Genomic DNA, 16,776 nt, shown 5'->3' with positions numbered 1-16,776 from the left:
CGCGGCGAACGGCGAGATCCAGTCGCAGGTCGAGCACAGTCCGGAGCTCCAGGGCATGGGCACGACGGTCACCGCCCTCCTGCGCGCCGGCAACAAGGTGGCGCTGGCGCACATCGGCGACTCCCGCGCCTACCTGCTGCGTGACGAGGCGTTCCACCAGATCACCCACGACCACTCCTTCGTGCAGTCGCTCGTCGACGAGGGCCGGATCACCGAGGCCGAGGCCGACAGCCACCCGCAGCGCTCGCTCGTGACCCGGGTCCTCACGGGCAGCGACGGCGACGAGCCGGACCTCATGGTCCGCGAGGCGCGCCCCGGCGACCGTTTCCTGCTCTGCTCCGACGGCCTCTCCGGCTTCGTCGCGCGGGACACCATCGAAGAGGTGCTCTCGGCGGGCAAGCCGGTCGGCCCCACCGCCGACCGACTCGTCGAGCTCGCCCTGCGGGCCGGCGCCCCCGACAACGTGACCGTGGTCGTCGCCGACATCGTCGACCTCGACACCGGCGCCACCCCCTCCACCGCACCCCAGGTCGTCGGCGCCGCCGCGCTCCGGCGCCGGGGCGACGCGACCCGTCCCGTCCCGGTCACCCCTGCCGAGAAGGCCGCCGCGCTCTCACGCGAGGCCAGCGGCGCGTCCGACGACGACGAGGTGACCCTCGCGGAGGAGAGCCCCAGCTCCGGCCGCGGCCGCTGGCTGCGGCGCGGCGCCGTGGCCCTGCTGGTCCTGCTGGTCCTCGGAGGCGGTGCGTATGCCGCGTACGACTGGGTCCAGCGGCAGTTCTACGTCGGCGTGCACGACGGCAGCGTCGCCATCTACCGCGGTGTCTCCCAGGACCTCGGCCCGATCACCCTCTCCCAGGTCGAGGAGGTCTCCTCGATCTCCACGGACGACCTGCCGGACTTCTACCGCAACCGGGTCGAGAACACCGTCTCGACCGGCACCCTCGCCGACGCCCGGGAGCTCGTCGAGAGCCTCCAGGCCGAGGCGGTCCGCTGCGTCTCCCGCAAGGCCGCCGGGGGCGCGTGCGGCAGCGGGGAGCCGGGCAGCACCCCCACCCCCACCCCGACGACCACGACGTCGGGGACGACGTCGAGCACCACAACCCCCTCGACGAGGGCCACCACGGCGAGCACGCCATGACGACGGTCTCCTCGCTCCCCCCGAAGCAGGGCCGCAACGTCGAGCTGGCGCTGCTGCTCCTCGCCGTCGGCATCGTGGTCCTGGCCTACCTCAACGTGGGCCTCGCCACCCAGGGCAGCTTCCCGCCCGGGCTCCTCGCGCACGGCACGGGCCTGCTCGTGATCTCGCTCGCCTTCCACCTGCTGCTGCGCTGGCGGGCGTCCTACGCCGACCCGCTGCTGCTCCCCATCGTCACGCTGCTCAACGGCCTCGGCCTGGTGATGATCCACCGCCTCGACATCGCCAAGGGCAACAGCGTCGCGGAGGGCCTGGCACTCAAGCAGCTCACGTGGAGCGCACTCGCCGTCGCCATCGCCGGGGCGGTGCTCTTCTTCCTGCGCGACCACCGGGTGCTGCGCCGGTACACCTTCACGGCGGCGGTGGTCGGCTTCGGGCTGCTCATCCTGCCGCTCGTGCCCGGTCTGGGCCGCCAGGTCTACGGCTCGCGCATCTGGATCGGCCTGGGACCACTGTCCTTCCAGCCCGGCGAGATCGCCAAGATCGTGCTCGCCGTGTTCTTCGCCGGCTACCTGGTGCAGACCCGCGACGTGCTCTCGCTCGCCGGTCGCAAGTTCCTCGGCTTCACCTTCCCGCGCGCCCGCGACCTCGGCCCCATCCTCGTCGCGTGGGCCGCCAGCCTCGGCGTGCTCATCTTCGAGAAGGACCTCGGGTCCTCACTGCTGTTCTTCGGCCTGTTCGTGGCCATGCTCTACGTCGCCACCGAGCGCACCTCGTGGATCGCCATCGGCCTGGTCCTGTTCTGCGGCGGTGCCTACGTCGCCTTCCTGTTGTTCGGCCACGTCCAGCAGCGCGTGACGCTGTGGCTGGACACCTTCTCCCCGGAGGCGCTTGCGGTGAGCGACCAGCTCGCCCGCGGGCTGATGGGCATGGCCAACGGCGGGCTGCTGGGCACCGGCCTCGGCCGGGGTCGCCCGGACCTGACCTACTTCGCCGAGTCGGACTTCATCGTCCCCAGCTTCGCCGAGGAGATCGGCCTGTTCGGGGTGTTCGCCCTGATCCTGCTCTACGTCCTGCTCGTGGAGCGCGGCATGCGCACGGCGCTGGGCGTGCGCGACGGCTTCGGCAAGCTCCTGGCCGCCGGCCTGTCCTTCTCGCTCGCGCTCCAGTGCTTCGTCGTCGTCGGCGGCGTCACGCGGGTCATCCCGCTGACCGGTCTCACGATGCCGTTCCTGTCCTACGGAGGCTCCTCCCTGCTCGCCAACTGGTCCCTCGTCGCCCTGCTGCTGCGGATCAGCGACCACGCCCGCCGACCGCTGCCGGAGGCCGCGCCGCCGGACCGGGGCAGCGAGGCCACCGAGGTGGTGAGGCTCTCGTGAACGCCCCCATCCGCCGCCTGTCCATCGTCGTGGCGATGCTCTTCACCACGCTCCTCGTCTCCTCGACCTGGATCCAGTTCGTCCAGGCCAAGGAGCTCCAGGAACGCCCGGACAACCGCCGCACCCTGCTGGCGACCTATGCCCGCGAGCGCGGCCAGATCCTCGTTGGCGGCACCCCGGTCGCCCGGTCCGTGCCCAGCAACGACGAGCTGAAGTGGCTGCGCACCTACCCCCAGGGCGAGCTGTACTCGCACGTCACCGGCTACTACTCCTTCGTGTACGGCCCCGGAGGCGGCCTCGAGGCTGCCGAGAACGCCCTGCTCTCGGGCCAGTCGGACAAGCTCTTCTACCGTCGGGTCAGCGACATGCTCACCGGCCGCAAGCAGGCCGGCGCCAGCCTCGAGCTGACCATCGACCCCAGGGCCCAGGCCGCGGCCTCCGAGGCCATGCAGGGGCAGCGCGGTGCCGTCGTCGCGCTCGACCCGACCACCGGTGCCATCCTCGCGATGGTGAGCAACCCGCCCTACGACCCGGCCGACCTCACCAGCCACGACACGAAGAAGGTCGAGGAGGCGTGGGACACCCTGAACAGCGACCCCACGCGCCCCCTGGTCAACCGAGCCATCGGCGGCAACCTCTACCCGCCGGGCTCCGTGTTCAAGGTGGTCACCGCCGCCGCGGCCCTCTCCTCCGGGGACTACACCGAGGAGAGCGTCCTGCCCGGCCCGGCGAAGCTGGACCTCCCGCAGACCGTCAGGGACCTGCCGAACAGCAACGGCCTGCCCTGCGGCCCCGACAACAAGGTGACCCTCAAGCGGGCCCTCGAGATCTCGTGCAACACCGCGTTCGGGTGGCTCGGGATGGAGCTCGGCGCCGAGGCGTTCCAGGCACAGTCGGCGAAGTTCGGCATCGGTGACTCCCTGCAGATCCCGATGCGGGTGACGCCGAGCAGCGTGCCGCAGGAGCTCAACGACCCCCAGCTGGCCCAGTCCGCCATCGGCCAGTACGACGTCCGTGTCACCCCGCTCCAGGTCGCGATGATCTCGGCCGGGGTGGCCAACAACGGCGTCGTCATGAAGCCGTACCTCGTCGAGAGCGTGCTCAGCTCCGACCTCGACACCATCGACGAGGCCGAGCCCTCGCAGATGTCGCAGGCCGTCGACGCGGAGCAGGCCGGCGCGCTGACCCGGATGATGGAGGCCGTCGTCGAGACGGGCACCGGCAAGGCGGCGCAGATCGACGGGGTCAGCGTGGCCGGCAAGACCGGCACGGCACAGCACGCGGTGGGAAAGCCCCCGCACGCGTGGTTCACGGGCTTCGCCCCGGCTGACGACCCCAAGGTCGCCGTCGCGGTCGTCGTCGAGGACGGCGGCAACGCCGGTAGCGAGGCCGCAGGCGGCCGGGTGGCAGCGCCCATCGCCAAGGCGGTCATGGAAGCGGTGATCGGCAAGTGAACTACAGACCCGGCCTTCTGGTGGCCCAGCGCTACCGCCTGGAAGACGTCATCGCGACTGGCGGCATGGGCCAGGTCTGGCGAGCCACCGACGAGACCCTGGGGCGCCACGTCGCCGTCAAGGTGCTCCGACCCGACACCGCCGATGACGAGGGGTTCGTCGAGAGGTTCCGGGCCGAGGCACGGCACAGCGCAGCACTCCAGCACCCCAACATCGCGACGGTGCACGACTTCGGCGAGGGGGAGTTCTCCGCCTACCTCGTCATGGAGCTCATCGACGGCCAGCCCCTGTCGGCCATCATCAAGGAGCGCGCCCCCCTCGAGGCGGCCGAGGTCGTCGAGATCCTCCACCAGGGAGCTCTGGCCCTCCAGGCGGCACACGACGCGGGTGTCGTGCACCGCGACATCAAGCCGGCCAACTTCATCATCGACGACGACGGCTACGTGCGGCTGACCGACTTCGGCATCGCCCGCGCCCTCTCGGGCGCCCCGATGACCCAGACCGGGGAGGTCCTGGGCACCCCCCACTACCTCTCGCCGGAGCAGGCCCAGGGGCAGCCGGCCGGTCCCGCGAGCGACGTCTACGCCCTGGCCGTCGTCGGCTACGAGCTGATCACCGGCAGCCGTCCCTTCGCGGGAGACTCGATGGTCGCGACGGCCCTCGCCCACGTCAGCCAGCCGGCGCCGCCCCTTCCGGAGTCCGTCCCGGAGCCGCTGCGCACCACGGTGATGGCAGGGCTCGCGAAGGACCCGTCGGCCCGACCCCAGAGCGCTGCAGCCTTCGCCGAAGCCCTGCGTCTCGAGCCGGGCGTGGCTCCGCCGCATCTCGTCGCCGGCGCGGAGTCCGCTGTCGCGCCCGTGGTCGTGGGCGTGCACGCCACGACGCCCGAGCCGGGCGGGCACACGCACTTCGTCACCCTGTCGCCCGCCACCCCGCCGGCCCCGGCCGTCGTCCCCCGGCAGCGGCGCGGGCGGGGTGGGCGTCCCGCGTGGCTCCTCCCCGTGGCCGCGGCGGCCACCGCGGTCGTGGTGCTCGTCATCGTGGTCGTCATGACCGCCGGCGGCAGGGACGCCCTCAGCGCACCGCAGCCGTCACTGCTCTCCAAGACCCTTCCGGGGCACTCCACCTACGACGAACGGGGCACCACGACGTGACCGCGGCACCGCAGCTCCTCGGCGGACGCTACGAAGTGGGCGAGCTGCTCGGTCGGGGCGGGATGGCCGAGGTCCATCTCGGCCATGACACACGACTGTCCCGACCCGTGGCGATCAAGATGCTCCGCACCGACCTCGCCCGCGACCCGTCGTTCCTCTCCCGGTTCCGGCGCGAGGCGCAGTCCGCTGCCGGGTTGAACCACGCCTCCATCGTTGCCGTCTACGACTCGGGAGAGGACCACGTCGTCGAGTCCGGCGGGTCCCAGGTCTCCATCCCCTACATCGTGATGGAGTACGTCGAGGGCCAGACCCTGCGCGAGCTGCTCAACGACCGATCGCCGCTCGAGCCGGCCGAGGCGGCGCGGATCACCGAGGGGATCCTCGACGCCCTCGCCTACAGCCACCGGATGGGCATCGTCCACCGCGACATCAAGCCGGCCAACGTGATGATCGGCCGCCACGGCGAGATCAAGGTCATGGACTTCGGCATCGCCCGCGCGATCGCCGACAGCAACGCGACCATGACCCAGACCCAGGCCGTCCTCGGCACCGCCCAGTACCTCTCCCCGGAGCAGGCCCAGGGCCTCTCGGTCGATGCCCGCTCGGACCTGTACTCCACCGGCTGCCTCCTCTTCGAGCTGCTCACCGGCCGTCCGCCCTTCAAGGGGGAGTCGCCCGTCGCGATCGCCTACCAGCACGTGGGTGAGGAGCCGCCGCGTCCCTCGACCTTCAACGCCGACGTCGACGCCTCGCTCGACGCGGTGGTGCTGCACGCCTTGGTCAAGGACCGTGAGGCCCGCTACCAGGACGCCGCCGCCTTCCGGGGCGACCTGCAGGCCGCGCGGCTCGGACGCCCGATCAGCGCGGCGGCCAAGGGCACGGCTGCCGGCGCGGCCGGGGTGGCCGCCGGCGCGGCGCTGGCCGAGCCCACCATGGCCCTGGACAGCCTGTCGGCCGCCGACCAGACCGCCATGCTGGGGACGAGCGCACCCGGCGCCGCCGGCGCTGGTGTCGCCGACCGGGACACCCACGGCAACACCGCCAGCCTTCCCGCGATCGGGCACGACCCGGACGACGAGCCGCGGCAGCGCCGGGGTCTCGCCTATGTCCTGCTCGTGCTCGCCGTCCTCGGCGCGATCGCCCTCATGGTGGTGGCGGGGATGTCCCTGTTCGACCGGCAGCAGCCGCAGGCCACCCTCGTGACCGTGCCCTCGGTCGTCGACATCCCGGTGTCGACCGCCCAGGCGAGGGTCAAGGCGGCGGGCCTGGTGCCGGAGGTGCAGCAGGTCCCCTCGACCAAGGAGGACGGCACCGTCGTCGACCAGAACCCGCAAGCCAACGAGCGCGTGTCCCAGGGCTCCAAGGTGACCCTCAGCGTCTCGAGTGGGCCGAACACCGTCGAGGTGCCGGACGTGGCGGGCTTCACCGTCGAGGAGGCCACCGCCAGGCTCAGGGAGGTCAACCTCTCGGTCGCCGGCACGGACCAGGTCAACAACACCGATGTCGAGAGGGGGAAGGTCGTCGAGACCAGCCCCACCTCGGGGCAGACGGTGAACGTGGGCTCCGCGGTCACGTTGAAGGTCTCCAGCGGCAAGGTCGAGGTGCCCGACGTCGTCGGCATGACCCGCGACGAGGCTGCGCGCACGCTCAGCGACCTCGGCTTCCGCACGAAGACCACCTACGTGGAGAGCGACAGGCCCGAGGACACCGTGCTCAGCCAGAGCATCGCCAAGGGCAAGCTCTCGGACTACGGCACGCAGATCACCCTGCGGGTGGCGCGCCCGGCCCCGCCGACCCCGAGCACCACGTCCGCGCCGCCCACCACGACCACCCCGCCGCCCACGGGCACCGAGACGCTGCCCCTGCCGTCGGGCACCTCACCGACCACCACCCCCTGACCGGAGCCTCGGCCAGGGAGCCCGGTCAGCCGGAGGAGACCATGGCCGCGACACCCTCGGCGTCGTGGACCAGCGGGCTCAGGCCGGCAGATCGCTCGACGGCGTCCGACATGCCGCAGAGCACCAGCCAGTTGGCGAGGATCCGGTGGCCGCCCTGGGTGAGCACGCTCTCGGGGTGGAACTGCACCCCGTGGAGCGGGAGCGTGGCGTGCCGGACGGCCATGATCACCCCCGACGCGGTGTGCCCCGTGGCGACCAGGGACTCGGGCATGGTCGCCGGGTCGATCGTCAGCGAGTGGTAGCGGGTGGCCGTGAAGGGCGAGGGCAGCCCCTCGAGGACGCCCGTGCCGTCGTGGACGACCTGGGAGGTCTTGCCGTGCAGGAGCTCGGGTGCGCGGTCGACGGTCGCGCCGCACACGACGCCGAGCGCCTGGTGGCCCAGGCAGACCCCGAGCATCGGCTGCCCGCGCTCGGCGCACGCCTCGATCATGGCCAGCGAGACACCCGCCCCCTCGGGTGTGCCCGGCCCCGGCGAGACGAGCACCCCGTCGAAGTCGGCGCCCTGGGCGGGGGTGACCGCGTCGTTGCGGACGACGTGGCACTCGGCACCGAGCTGCTGGAGGTAGCCGACGATGGTGAAGACGAAGCTGTCGTAGTTGTCGACGACGAGGACGCGGGTCATGCGGTGGCTCCGGGGCGTGCGGGGCCGGTCGCCGGAGAGGGGGCCGACTCGACCGTGTTGTCGTTGAAGGGCATGAGGGGCGCGATCCGCGGGAAGAGCCACAGGAACAGGAACGCCACCACCGCCACGATGAGGACCAGGGCCTGAAGGACCTTCGCGGCGCGCGGCCCGGGCAGGGCGCGCCAGAGCGCGGAGTAGAGCATCAGGCCCCCTTGGCCGGGACGTCGAGGGTGCCGACCGGCAGGCCCTCGTTGCGCGGGTAGGTGTCGAGGAGGCGGGCGAAGACCACGTACCGCTGCTCCGCGCTGTACTTCGGGTGGCACGCGGTCAGCGTGAGCCAGGACCCGTTCGCCTTGGCGCCCGGTTTCTCCGGCACCGGCGCGATGACCTCGACGGCAGTCGGCGGCACGATGACGTGCCGGTCCACGGCATACACGCTGTAGCCGGTCCTGGTCTCGACCACGACCTTGTCCCCTGCGCGCAGCCGCTCGATCTCGTGGAAGGGCCGGCCGTAGGTCGTGCGGTGCCCGGCGAGCGCCATGTTGCCCACACCACCGGCCGCAGCCGTCCCCTCGTAGTGACCGATGCCCTTCTTCAGGGTCTCGTAGTCGGTGCCCTCGAACACCGGGCGGGCGAAGTCGTCGCCGAGGCGCGGCACCCGCAGGATGGCGAACGCCGTCCCGAACGCGACGGGCCTGGGCTGCGTCGTCGCCGGCGCGGCAGAGGGCGGGGCGGCGGCGAAGTCGCGGGTGAGCTCCTGCACGGTGCCGTTCTGGGCCCGGTTGGCCTCGACATCGGTCCACCACAGCTGCCAGGCGACGAACAGGAGCAGGAACAGCCCAGCCGTCACCATCAGGTCGCCGAGCCCCCCCACGGCCCAGCGGACCGCACGAGGCATCAGCGGGCCGCCTGGGCGTACTCGAGATTCACGGAGCCAGCGTAGGCGGGGAACGTCCGTCGGGGGCTCTCCCGGACGTCATAGCCCAGGCCGATGGCGTCGACGTACTGCCGGTAGATCCCCACCTCGCGGCTGTCCTCGAGCGCTCGCTGCATGCCGCCCTGGTCGCCGATGGCTGTGATGACGTAGGGCGGGGAGTAGACACGGCCCTGGAGGATGAGGGTGTTGCCGACGCACCGGACCGCACTGGTCGCGATGACCCGCTGGTCCATCAGCATCATGGCCTCGGCGCCGCCGGCCCACAGGGCGTTGACCACCGCCTGCACATCCTGCTGGTGCACCACGATGTCGTCGACCTCGATCCCCTCGGGGAGCTGGTCGCTGGGGATGTTGGCGTCGTCGAGCTCGACGACGACCGCCGGGCCCTCGACCGGCGAGGCACCGGCCTCGACAGCCAGCGCCTGGGCCTGCTTGGTCAGCTCGGCCACCTGGGTGTCGCCGGGGTTCCGCTCGGCCGAGAGCCGGTCGACGTCGGACTGCAGCGAGCGGACCTGGTCGGCGGCCTCGGCGTTCTCGCGCGTCTGGCCACGGATCAGGTCGGGCAGGTCGGAGGCGCCGGAACGCAGGTTGGTGCCGTCGGCGGTCGACGCGCTCGTGGCGAAGAGCACGCCCGCGCACAGGGCGACGACCGGCACCACGGCCGACCACGGGCTGGGGCGCCGGGTCAGCCAGGTCAGGCGCTGGTCGGGCATGGCACTACGCTATGCCAAACGCAGAACGAGCATGAGGAGTGTCCGGTGCCGGAGTCCAAGGGTCGCGAGAAGCGCGCCTACACCCCGCCCCCCAAGCCTGCCAAGGCCAAGGTCGGCAACCCCCCGTGGTTCGTGCCCGTCATGCTCACCCTGATGGTGCTCGGCCTGGTCTGGGTCGTCACCTTCTACATCACGAGCCAGCGCTTCCCGATCGAGTCCATCGGGCGCTGGAACCTCGCGGCCGGGTTCGGGCTGATGATGGCCGGCTTCGCGATGACGACCCGCTGGCGCTGACGGGACACCCCCGCACCCTGGGAACGGGCCCCGGCGAGGAGCAGCGGCAGGTGCCGCCCTCCTCGCCGGGGCCCGTTCTCGTGGGCAGTGGGCGTCGTCCACACCGGGCCGTCGTCCACACCGGGCCGTTGTCCACACTGTCCACAGCCCCGTATGCCGTGTGCACAGAACCGGGGGTTGTCCACAGGCTTGTCCCCAGCTGGGGACAAATGACAGGGGTGTAATACGGCAGCCGGTGGAGACGCTTCTCCACCAGATGGTGGAGGAGCCCAGGGCTCAGCCCAGGATGTCGGGGGCCACGGCGTACTTGGCGAGCGTCGCCGCCAGGAGCACCAGCACGACCAGCGCGATCCCCGGCCACTGCCAGCGGCGCCGTTCCCTGCTGCTGGTGGCCGCGATCACGCCGGCGATCGCGGCCCCGGTGAGGAGGCCGCCGAGGTGGGCCTGCCAGGCGATGCCCGGGACCACGAAGCCGATGACCGCGTTGATGACGATCGTCGCGTACATGCCGGCCGACGACCGGCCCAGCTTGCGGTTGAGCACGAGCAGGGCGCCGAACAGCCCGAACACCGCCCCCGAGGCCCCCACCGCCGGGGTGCCCCACGACCCGAGGTCGTTCCACGTCTCCACCGGCCCGGTCGGGGGCTGCGCGAGCAGCAGGAAGAACACCGAGCCGCCGACCGCGCTGATGAGGTACAGCGCGGCATACCGCAGTCTCCCGAGCAGCGGCTCGAGGTACTGCGCACCCACCACCCACAGCGCCAGCATGTTGAACCCGATGTGCATGATCGAGTTCTGGTCGTGGGCGAAGGCCGAGGTGAGGAACCGCCACGGCTCGCTCTCGCCCAGCACCGGCACGAAGGCGATGTCGAAGGTGAGGTCCCGCGCGCCCCGCTGGGCGACCCACACCAGGGCGCAGATGACGATGATGGTGATGGAGACCACGGGGCGGTCGGTGACCCGGCCACCGAAGACGGTCCGCGCGGAGCGCATCGTCGACGCCTGCTCGCGGACGCAGTCCACGCACTGCACCCCGACCGCGGCCGCCCGCTGGCACTCAGGGCAGGTCGGGCGCGCGCAGCGCTGGCAGCGCACGTAGGAGACCCGGTCGGGGTGTCGCGGACAGACCGGGGGGGCCTGCTGGTCCTGGTACGCCGTGGGCTCACTCATCGACAGGTTCCACCATCTGTGCGTGCTCGGGTCGGGGCGACGGGTGCCGTCACAGAGCTCAGCCGGAGACGGTCACCCGCTCGATGACAACGTCCTCGAAGGGCTTGTCGTTCGGATCGGTCGGGACGGCGGCGATCGCGTCCACGACCTGGCGGCTCGGGCCGTCGGCCACCTCGCCGAAGATGGTGTGCTTTCCCTGCAGCCACGTCGTCGGGCCGACCGTGATGAAGAACTGCGAGCCGTTGGTCCCGCGCCCCATGCGCTTGCCCGCGTTGGCCATCGCGAGCATGTACGGCTTGGTGAAGTCCTTGTCGGGGCTGATCTCGTCGTCGAAGTTGTAGCCGGGCCCGCCCATGCCCCGGCCGAGGGGGCAGCCGCCCTGGATCATGAAGCCGGGGATGATCCGGTGGAACACGAGGCCGTCGTAGAACGGCGTGGGGTTGGCGCGGCCGGCGTCGTCCTGGTACTCCTGGTCGCCCTTGGCGAGTCCCACGAAGTTCTGGACCGTCTTCGGGGCGTGGTCGGGGAAGAGGGTGACGTTGATGTCGCCGTGGTTGGTGTGCAGGGTGACGTTCATAGTGGGCATCCTCGCACGTCAGCGCAGCGGCGCTGCGTCTCGGCCCGTGGCCTTTCGGGGTTGCCCGCGGCCTGAAACAGGGCAGGATGGGCAAGGACGCAACGAGCTCAACCCGAGGAGGCATGGTGTTCGGCACCAAGAGCAAGACAGAGCAGGCGCAGGAGCTGGCTCAGGCGCAGGCACAGTCAGCGGCCGCGCAGATGGTCGGCCTGAAGGAGCGCGTTGCACCGGCGGCCGAGGCCGCAGCGGAGGTGGCCCGTGAGCGCGCCGTCCAGGCCAAGGAATGGGCCCTGCCCCACGTCGAGCACGGCATCGAGGTGGCTGCCCCCAAGCTCGAGCGGGCCGTCGAGGGCCTCGCACCGAAGGTCGACACCGCGCGGGACAGGATCGTCGACGACCTGCTGCCGAAGGTCGCGGAGGCCATCGCTGCCGTCGCGGCGGCGTCGGCGGCCGCCCGGGCCAACGCGGCTGACGTCGCAGACCGCAGCGGCGACGCCTACCTCGTGCTCAAGGGCGAGGCGGTGGCCAAGCCCCGCCGCAAGGGAAAGATGTTGCTGACCCTGGGGGTGCTGGCCGCGGCCGGCGCCGCCGCAGCGGTGGTGCTCAAGAAGTCGGCGCCCAAGGAGGACCCGTGGGCGACGCCCCTCGAGGACCCGTACACCGCGCCGAGCGCCGGGCGCGACTCCACCGCGACCGCCCGCCACAAGGTCGCCTCCCTCGCCGACACCGCCAAGGACAAGGCGAGCAGCGCGGCCGACGCCGCCAAGGGCAAGGCCTCCGACCTCGCCAGCAGCGCCAAGGAGAAGGTCGCCCACTCCACCGAGGAGGGTGCGAAGGACGTCGCGGAGGCCTCGGACACGCTGGCCGACAAGGCCGACGACGCTGCATCACCGAACACGGACACCCCTGACAAGAGCTGACGACACCAGGCCGCGGTCACGACGGGCCGGGCGCCCCCCACCTCGGGGCGCCCGGCCCGTCCGCGTTCGAGGCGATGTCCTCCCTCCGTCGCGCCGGCGCGGCGGGGTAGGGTCCTGAGGCATGTCCGGACTGCTCGCCGCTCCGTTCGTGGCGAGCGCCGCGCTGCTGGTGGCGGCGGGGGTGCCCAAGGTCGCCGACCCCCTGCCCCTGGTCAGGGCAGTGCGCGCGGCCGGCCTCCCGCTCGGGCCCGCTGCGGTCCGTGCCCTGGCGGCCGCGGAGGTCGCCGTGGGGCTGTGGGCGATCGCCGTGCCGTCGCGCGTCCCGGCGCTGCTGGTGTGCTCGGCGTACCTCGTCTTCACGGTCTTCGTCGCCGACACCCTGCGCCGCGGCGGCTTCCTCACGTCCTGCGGCTGCTTCGGGAAGGCCGACACGCCGCCCACCTACAGTCACCTGGGAGTCACCGCGGCTGCTGCCGTGGCCGCGGCCGCGGTGGCCGCGGTCCCGGAGAGCGCGGCCTGGGCCGACAGCGGTGCGGGTGTCGTCGGCACCGCGGCTCTCGCCGGCCTCATCGCATTCCTGGCGTGGCAGGTCCTCGCCGTCCTGCCGAGCACCACACCAGCTGCCGTCCGCAGCACCGGGAAGGGTTGATCCATGCTTGCCGCTGTCATCGCCGAGGGCGTCGCCATCGCCCTCCTCGGGGTGCTCGTCCTCGGGCTGCTGCGCAGCCACGCGCTGATCCTCAAGGCGCTGCACGAGCTCGGCGCCGGGCTCGAGCTCGAGAAGGAGGCCGCCGCCGGCGGCGGCCCGGGCCCCGTCAGCGTCGACATCGAGAGCGGGGTCGTGCCCAACGACCGGCCGGCCGACAGTCGTGCGCTCGACGTGGTGGGCGCCGCTCTGGACGGGGGCGAGCGCACCGTGGAGGTGCGAGGACCCGGGCGTCGCACCCTCCTCGCCTTCCTCACCAGTGGTTGCAGCGTGTGCCAGACGTTCTGGGAGGAGTTCCGCCGGGGCGCGGTCGACGTGCCCGGCCACGGGCAGCTCGTGGTCGTCGCGAAGGGGCCGGAGGAGGAGAGCGTGTCGACCCTGCGACGTCTCGCCGGCGAGTCGCTGGAGGTCGTCCAGTCCTCCGGGGCCTGGACGGACTACGGCATCCCCGGCTCGCCGTACTTCGTCTTCGTCGAGGACGGCGTGATCACCGGCGAGGGCTCGTCCACCACGTGGCCGCAGGTCCGCGACCTCATGGCCCAGGCCGTGTCCGACTCTGCGGAGGCCCGGGCCGCGGCCGGCCGCAGCGGCCCGGGGGCCGTCGGCGACCCGCTCGTCGACCGGGGCGAGCGCGACAGCCTGCCGCGCATGGACCGCGAGCTGATGGCCTCGGGAATCCACCCCGGCCACGCCAGCCTCTTCCAGTCCCCGGACCAGGGGGAGGATGCGGGCCACGAGCACAGCCACGACGGCGACCACCACGGCGACCACCACGGCGACCACCACCGCGACCACGTTCACGGTCCCGACGGCCACGCGACCTCGTTCCGGCGATCGCACCCCTGATGGACCCCACCGCACTGGCGCTCGCCCTCGGCCTGCCGATGGCCGCCGTGGCGGCTGTCCGGGCCACCTGGTCCCCTTGAGGCGAGTCGATGCTCTCGAGCATCAGCCCGCTCGGTGAGCGGGCACGCGCCTCCCGCTGGTGGGTGACCACCACGGCATACCTCATCGGCTCGCTCGCAGGCGGGCTCGCGCTGGGCGGGCTCGCCGGCGTGCTCGGGTCCCTCGTGCCCGAGGGCTGGCGGGGGTCGCCGTTGTCGCTCGGCGTGCTCGCAGCCCTGCTCGCCGTCGGGCTGGTCCTCGACATCCGGTCGGGGGGCCACGCCCTCCCGTCCTGGCGCCGACAGGTCGACGAGCAGTGGCTGACGCGCTACCGCGGCTGGGTCTACGGTGTCGGTTTCGGCGCCCAGCTCGGCTTCGGGGTGGTCACCATCGTCACCAGCTCCACGACGTATGCCGCCGTGCTGCTGGCGGTGCTGGGTGGTTCCCCGGCGGCGGGCCTGCTCATCGGCGGGGTGTTCGGGGTGGTGCGGGCCGTGCCCTCCCTGCTGCTCGCGCGCGTCCACGACCGCGAGCAGCTGCACAAAGTCTTCAAACGGGTCGAAAACTGGGCAAATCCGGCGGATGTCCTCGCTAAGGTGGCCGTGGCGGCAGGCGCCGCGGCTCTGACGGTCGCGGCATTGGGGAGTTGATGGTCGATGGAGAGATACGGGCTCAGCGCCAGTGCGCCGAGTGGCTGGCGGCTCGCGATCGAGCGTCGTGGCAGCTCGCTGGCCGCACCGCCGGAAGGTGTGGCGCCGCTGCGCCGGGGGCTGGCGCCGCAGAGCGTCGAGCCCAACGGCGAGGTCATGCACCCGGTGCTGCACGCCAGCACGGTCGAGCTGCCCGCCGACCGCGGTGACTTCGGCAGCGGCGTGGTCGACCTGCTGGGCTCTGAGGACATCTTCATCTCCCTGGTCGAGTACGACCCGGAGGTTGCCGACCAGGGCCTCTTCGCCGACCAGGGGATCCCGCGCCTGGCCCCCTCGCAGTTCGGCGCGAACCGGCTCCAGAGGCCGCTGCCCGGGCGCAGCGCCTCGCAGCACTTCTTCAGCGCCGGCGGGCGTGCGTTCTGCCTGTTCACCGTCATCGGCAGCCACTCGCGGCGGATGGCGACGGTGCCACGCGCAGCACAGGTGGTCCGGGGCCTCCGGGTCACCGACAGGTCGACCATGGTCCGGCGGGGGGACATGTCATGAGCGTGAGCACTCTCGAGGAGATCACCACCCGGCGTCGGGGCCTCGTCGGAGCGGTGACCCGGCTCTCGGAGCGGTTCGGTTCGGTGAGCCGGCGGGGGTTCTTCGTCGGCGCCGCGGTGGCCGGCTCCGCACTGGCGACCGACCCCAAGGCCTACGCGCTGCGCCCGCAGTCTGCCTACGCGACGATCTGCGGTCCGGGCAACACGGCTGCCAGCGGGTGGACGGTGTTCTGCAGCACCATCAACAAGGGGGTCAACGCCTGCCCACCCGGCAGCTTTGCCGCGGGCTGGTGGAAGGCCGCCGACTCCTCGTGGTGCGGCGGCGGCTACCGCTACATCGTCGACTGCAACGCGTCCTGCTCGAAGTGCTCCTCCGGCTGCAGCGGTGACCACATCTGTGACAAGGGCTGCTGGAGCTGCTCCTGTGGGACCGGCTCGAGCGCGACCTGCGACCAGCGCCGCATCTGCTGCAACGCCTTCCGCTACGGCCAGTGCAACACCCACGTGAAGTGCAGTGGCGGCGTGCACTGCCGGGTGGTCAGCTGCGTGCCGCCGTACCAGTGGGGCAACTGCACCACGACCTCGCTGCAGGACAACCGGACGAGCGAGCACAGCGCGCCGAGCCTGCCCCAGTGGGGACCGATCGCCGCGAAGTACACGGCGCTCGGTGACCTCGGTTCGTTCCTCAAGGCCTCGACGGGCCCGGAGCGGGCCATCGGCGACGGCCGCGGCCGCTACGTCACGTACCAGGGCGGGATCATCTACTGGACCTCCAAGACCGGAGCCAAGGCCCTGTCCAGCTTCGTGCGCTCGCAGTACGCCAAGGTCGGCGGCGGTCCCGGAGGGCCTCTGGGCTACCCGACCAGCGACGTGGTCCGCGGCCTCGCCGACGGCGGCTGGATGCAGTTCTTCGAGGGTGGCGTGATCGTCGACAGCGCCAGCACCTCCACCCAGGCGGTCTGGGGCGCCTCCTACACCGTGTGGCGCGCCAACAACCGCGAGAAGGGTGTGCTGGGCTACCCCACCTCGGCGATCGTCTTCGGTCGCCCTGACGGCGGCTGGATCCAACTCTTCCAGAAGGGCGCCATCGTCGACAGCGCCAGCACCTCCACGCAGGTCGTCTGGGGCGCCTCATGGTCCGTGTGGAAGGCCAACGGGCGCGAGACCGGCGTCCTTGGCTACCCCACCTCGGCGATCACCTTCGGTCGCCCTGACGGCGGCTGGATCCAGCTCTTCCAGAAGGGCGCCATCGTCGACAGCGCCAGCACCACCTCCCAGGTCGTCTGGGGCGCCTCATGGTCCGTGTGGAAGGCCAACGGGCGCGAGACCGGCGTCCTTGGCTACCCCACCTCACCGATCACCTTCGGTCGCCCTGACGGCGGCTGGATCCAGCTCTTCCAGAAGGGCGCCATCGTCGACAGCCGCAGTACGGCCTCGCAGGTCGTCCTCGGGCGGATGTTCGACGCCTGGGCTGCTGCGAACCGCGAGAGCGGGGTGCTCGGCTACCCGACGGCGGCGCTCACCGGCGACGGCCGCGGGGAGTCCCAGGTCTTCCAGAAGGGCGAGCTCTGGGCCCTGGGGTCGGGTCCGGCTCGCCGGGTCCACGGCGCGGTCCTCGACGAGTGGAAGGCCGAGGGCGGGGCCGGCGGTCGCTACGGCTACCCCCTGACGGAC

General features: G+C 72.0%; 18 protein-coding genes. 12 read left to right on the top strand and 6 right to left on the bottom strand.

Translation table 11 applies throughout. The annotated features are described in order from the left end of the window. The 5 genes from VIB11_RS01795 to pknB form a co-directional block, all read left to right on the top strand. On the top strand, positions 1-1,141 hold a 1,141-nt coding region (locus VIB11_RS01795; protein ID WP_332027781.1), incomplete at its 5' end, for a PP2C family protein-serine/threonine phosphatase. Beyond that, on the top strand, positions 1,138-2,517 hold the full coding sequence (locus VIB11_RS01790; protein WP_332027782.1) for an FtsW/RodA/SpoVE family cell cycle protein: 1,380 nt from the start codon (positions 1,138-1,140) through the stop codon (positions 2,515-2,517). The genes VIB11_RS01795 and VIB11_RS01790, both read left to right, overlap by 4 nt. Further along, on the top strand, positions 2,514-3,971 hold the full coding sequence (locus VIB11_RS01785) for a penicillin-binding protein 2 (RefSeq protein ID WP_332027779.1): 1,458 nt from the start codon (positions 2,514-2,516) through the stop codon (positions 3,969-3,971). Before VIB11_RS01790 ends, VIB11_RS01785 begins: the two co-directional genes overlap by 4 nt. After that, a complete protein-coding gene (locus VIB11_RS01780) occupies positions 3,968-5,125 on the top strand; it encodes a serine/threonine-protein kinase (RefSeq protein ID WP_332027778.1) in 1,158 nt (385 codons plus the stop codon). The genes VIB11_RS01785 and VIB11_RS01780 overlap by 4 nt, the downstream gene beginning before the upstream one ends. Then, positions 5,122-7,023: a Stk1 family PASTA domain-containing Ser/Thr kinase gene (gene pknB, locus VIB11_RS01775; RefSeq protein WP_332027776.1), complete on the top strand. Its 1,902-nt coding sequence runs from the start codon at positions 5,122-5,124 to the stop codon at positions 7,021-7,023. Before VIB11_RS01780 ends, pknB begins: the two co-directional genes overlap by 4 nt. Before the next feature lie 25 nt (positions 7,024-7,048). On the opposite strand, the gene VIB11_RS01770 is transcribed toward pknB, so the two are convergent. The 4 genes from VIB11_RS01770 to VIB11_RS01755 are packed head-to-tail and all read right to left on the bottom strand — an operon-like array spanning position 7,049 to position 9,355. After that, positions 7,049-7,705 carry an aminodeoxychorismate/anthranilate synthase component II gene (locus VIB11_RS01770; RefSeq protein WP_332027774.1) on the bottom strand — a complete coding sequence of 219 codons (657 nt, stop codon included), beginning with the start codon at positions 7,703-7,705 and terminating at the stop codon, positions 7,049-7,051. Then, positions 7,702-7,908, bottom strand: a complete 207-nt coding sequence (locus VIB11_RS01765; RefSeq protein ID WP_332027772.1) for a hypothetical protein — start codon at positions 7,906-7,908, stop codon at positions 7,702-7,704. Before VIB11_RS01765 ends, VIB11_RS01770 begins: the two co-directional genes overlap by 4 nt. Next, the gene (locus VIB11_RS01760; protein ID WP_332027770.1) at positions 7,908-8,603 is read right to left on the bottom strand and encodes a class E sortase; all 696 of its coding nucleotides are present in this window, start codon (positions 8,601-8,603) and stop codon (positions 7,908-7,910) included. Before VIB11_RS01760 ends, VIB11_RS01765 begins: the two co-directional genes overlap by 1 nt. Next, complete coding sequence (locus VIB11_RS01755; protein ID WP_332027768.1) at positions 8,603-9,355, bottom strand: DUF881 domain-containing protein; 753 nt, start codon at positions 9,353-9,355, stop codon at positions 8,603-8,605. The genes VIB11_RS01760 and VIB11_RS01755 overlap by 1 nt, the downstream gene beginning before the upstream one ends. A gap of 45 nt (positions 9,356-9,400) precedes the next feature. Here VIB11_RS01755 and VIB11_RS01750 point away from each other — a divergent pair, with 45 nt between their 5' ends. Then, entirely contained in the window at positions 9,401-9,649 is a 249-nt protein-coding gene (locus VIB11_RS01750; protein ID WP_332027766.1) for a cell division protein CrgA, read from the top strand. A 276-nt stretch (positions 9,650-9,925) separates the two neighbouring features. On the opposite strand, the gene VIB11_RS01745 is transcribed toward VIB11_RS01750, so the two are convergent. Then, positions 9,926-10,819 (bottom strand): rhomboid family intramembrane serine protease, encoded by an 894-nt coding sequence (locus VIB11_RS01745; RefSeq protein WP_332027764.1) that lies wholly within the window; start codon positions 10,817-10,819, stop codon positions 9,926-9,928. A gap of 58 nt (positions 10,820-10,877) precedes the next feature. Next, positions 10,878-11,396 carry a peptidylprolyl isomerase gene (locus VIB11_RS01740; RefSeq protein ID WP_332027762.1) on the bottom strand — a complete coding sequence of 173 codons (519 nt, stop codon included), beginning with the start codon at positions 11,394-11,396 and terminating at the stop codon, positions 10,878-10,880. 86 nt (positions 11,397-11,482) lie between these two features. Between VIB11_RS01740 and VIB11_RS01735 the strand changes: the two genes are divergently transcribed. The 6 genes from VIB11_RS01735 to VIB11_RS01710 all read left to right on the top strand — a co-directional run. Continuing rightward, a complete protein-coding gene (locus VIB11_RS01735; RefSeq protein WP_332027760.1) occupies positions 11,483-12,316 on the top strand; it encodes a hypothetical protein in 834 nt (277 codons plus the stop codon). Positions 12,317-12,437: 121 nt separating this feature from the next. Continuing rightward, complete coding sequence (locus tag VIB11_RS01730; RefSeq protein ID WP_332027758.1) at positions 12,438-12,965, top strand: MauE/DoxX family redox-associated membrane protein; 528 nt, start codon at positions 12,438-12,440, stop codon at positions 12,963-12,965. A 3-nt stretch (positions 12,966-12,968) separates the two neighbouring features. Beyond that, a complete protein-coding gene (locus VIB11_RS01725) occupies positions 12,969-13,868 on the top strand; it encodes a hypothetical protein (protein ID WP_332027756.1) in 900 nt (299 codons plus the stop codon). 89 nt (positions 13,869-13,957) lie between these two features. Then, the gene (locus VIB11_RS01720) at positions 13,958-14,557 is read left to right on the top strand and encodes a hypothetical protein (RefSeq protein ID WP_332027754.1); all 600 of its coding nucleotides are present in this window, start codon (positions 13,958-13,960) and stop codon (positions 14,555-14,557) included. A 6-nt stretch (positions 14,558-14,563) separates the two neighbouring features. After that, complete coding sequence (locus VIB11_RS01715; protein WP_332027752.1) at positions 14,564-15,103, top strand: hypothetical protein; 540 nt, start codon at positions 14,564-14,566, stop codon at positions 15,101-15,103. Next, positions 15,100-16,776 (top strand): LGFP repeat-containing protein (locus tag VIB11_RS01710; protein ID WP_414695727.1); only part of this gene is annotated, 1,677 nt, incomplete at its 3' end. The genes VIB11_RS01715 and VIB11_RS01710, both read left to right, overlap by 4 nt.

Source organism: Pedococcus sp. (genome assembly GCF_036554925.1).
In the GTDB taxonomy this organism is placed as follows: domain Bacteria; phylum Actinomycetota; class Actinomycetes; order Actinomycetales; family Dermatophilaceae; genus Pedococcus_A.
The sequence above is the reverse complement of the archived record's forward strand: the minus strand, read 5'-3'. Positions and strand labels throughout refer to the sequence as shown.

Bases quoted from the DNA above. Each gene is read 5' to 3' on its own strand.
- VIB11_RS01720 (WP_332027754.1), top strand. From the start codon at position 13,958: ATGCTCTCGAGCATCAGCCCGCTCGGTGAGCGGGCACGCGCCTCCCGC.
- VIB11_RS01735 (WP_332027760.1), top strand. From the start codon at position 11,483: ATGGGCAAGGACGCAACGAGCTCAACCCGAGGAGGCATGGTGTTCGGC.
- VIB11_RS01730 (WP_332027758.1), top strand. From the start codon at position 12,438: ATGTCCGGACTGCTCGCCGCTCCGTTCGTGGCGAGCGCCGCGCTGCTG.
- VIB11_RS01740 (WP_332027762.1), bottom strand. From the start codon at position 11,396: ATGAACGTCACCCTGCACACCAACCACGGCGACATCAACGTCACCCTC.
- VIB11_RS01770 (WP_332027774.1), bottom strand. From the start codon at position 7,705: ATGACCCGCGTCCTCGTCGTCGACAACTACGACAGCTTCGTCTTCACC.
- VIB11_RS01760 (WP_332027770.1), bottom strand. From the start codon at position 8,603: ATGCCTCGTGCGGTCCGCTGGGCCGTGGGGGGGCTCGGCGACCTGATG.
- VIB11_RS01755 (WP_332027768.1), bottom strand. From the start codon at position 9,355: ATGCCCGACCAGCGCCTGACCTGGCTGACCCGGCGCCCCAGCCCGTGG.
- VIB11_RS01790 (WP_332027782.1), top strand. From the start codon at position 1,138: ATGACGACGGTCTCCTCGCTCCCCCCGAAGCAGGGCCGCAACGTCGAG.
- VIB11_RS01765 (WP_332027772.1), bottom strand. From the start codon at position 7,908: ATGCTCTACTCCGCGCTCTGGCGCGCCCTGCCCGGGCCGCGCGCCGCG.
- VIB11_RS01745 (WP_332027764.1), bottom strand. From the start codon at position 10,819: ATGAGTGAGCCCACGGCGTACCAGGACCAGCAGGCCCCCCCGGTCTGT.
- VIB11_RS01725 (WP_332027756.1), top strand. From the start codon at position 12,969: ATGCTTGCCGCTGTCATCGCCGAGGGCGTCGCCATCGCCCTCCTCGGG.
- VIB11_RS01715 (WP_332027752.1), top strand. From the start codon at position 14,564: ATGGAGAGATACGGGCTCAGCGCCAGTGCGCCGAGTGGCTGGCGGCTC.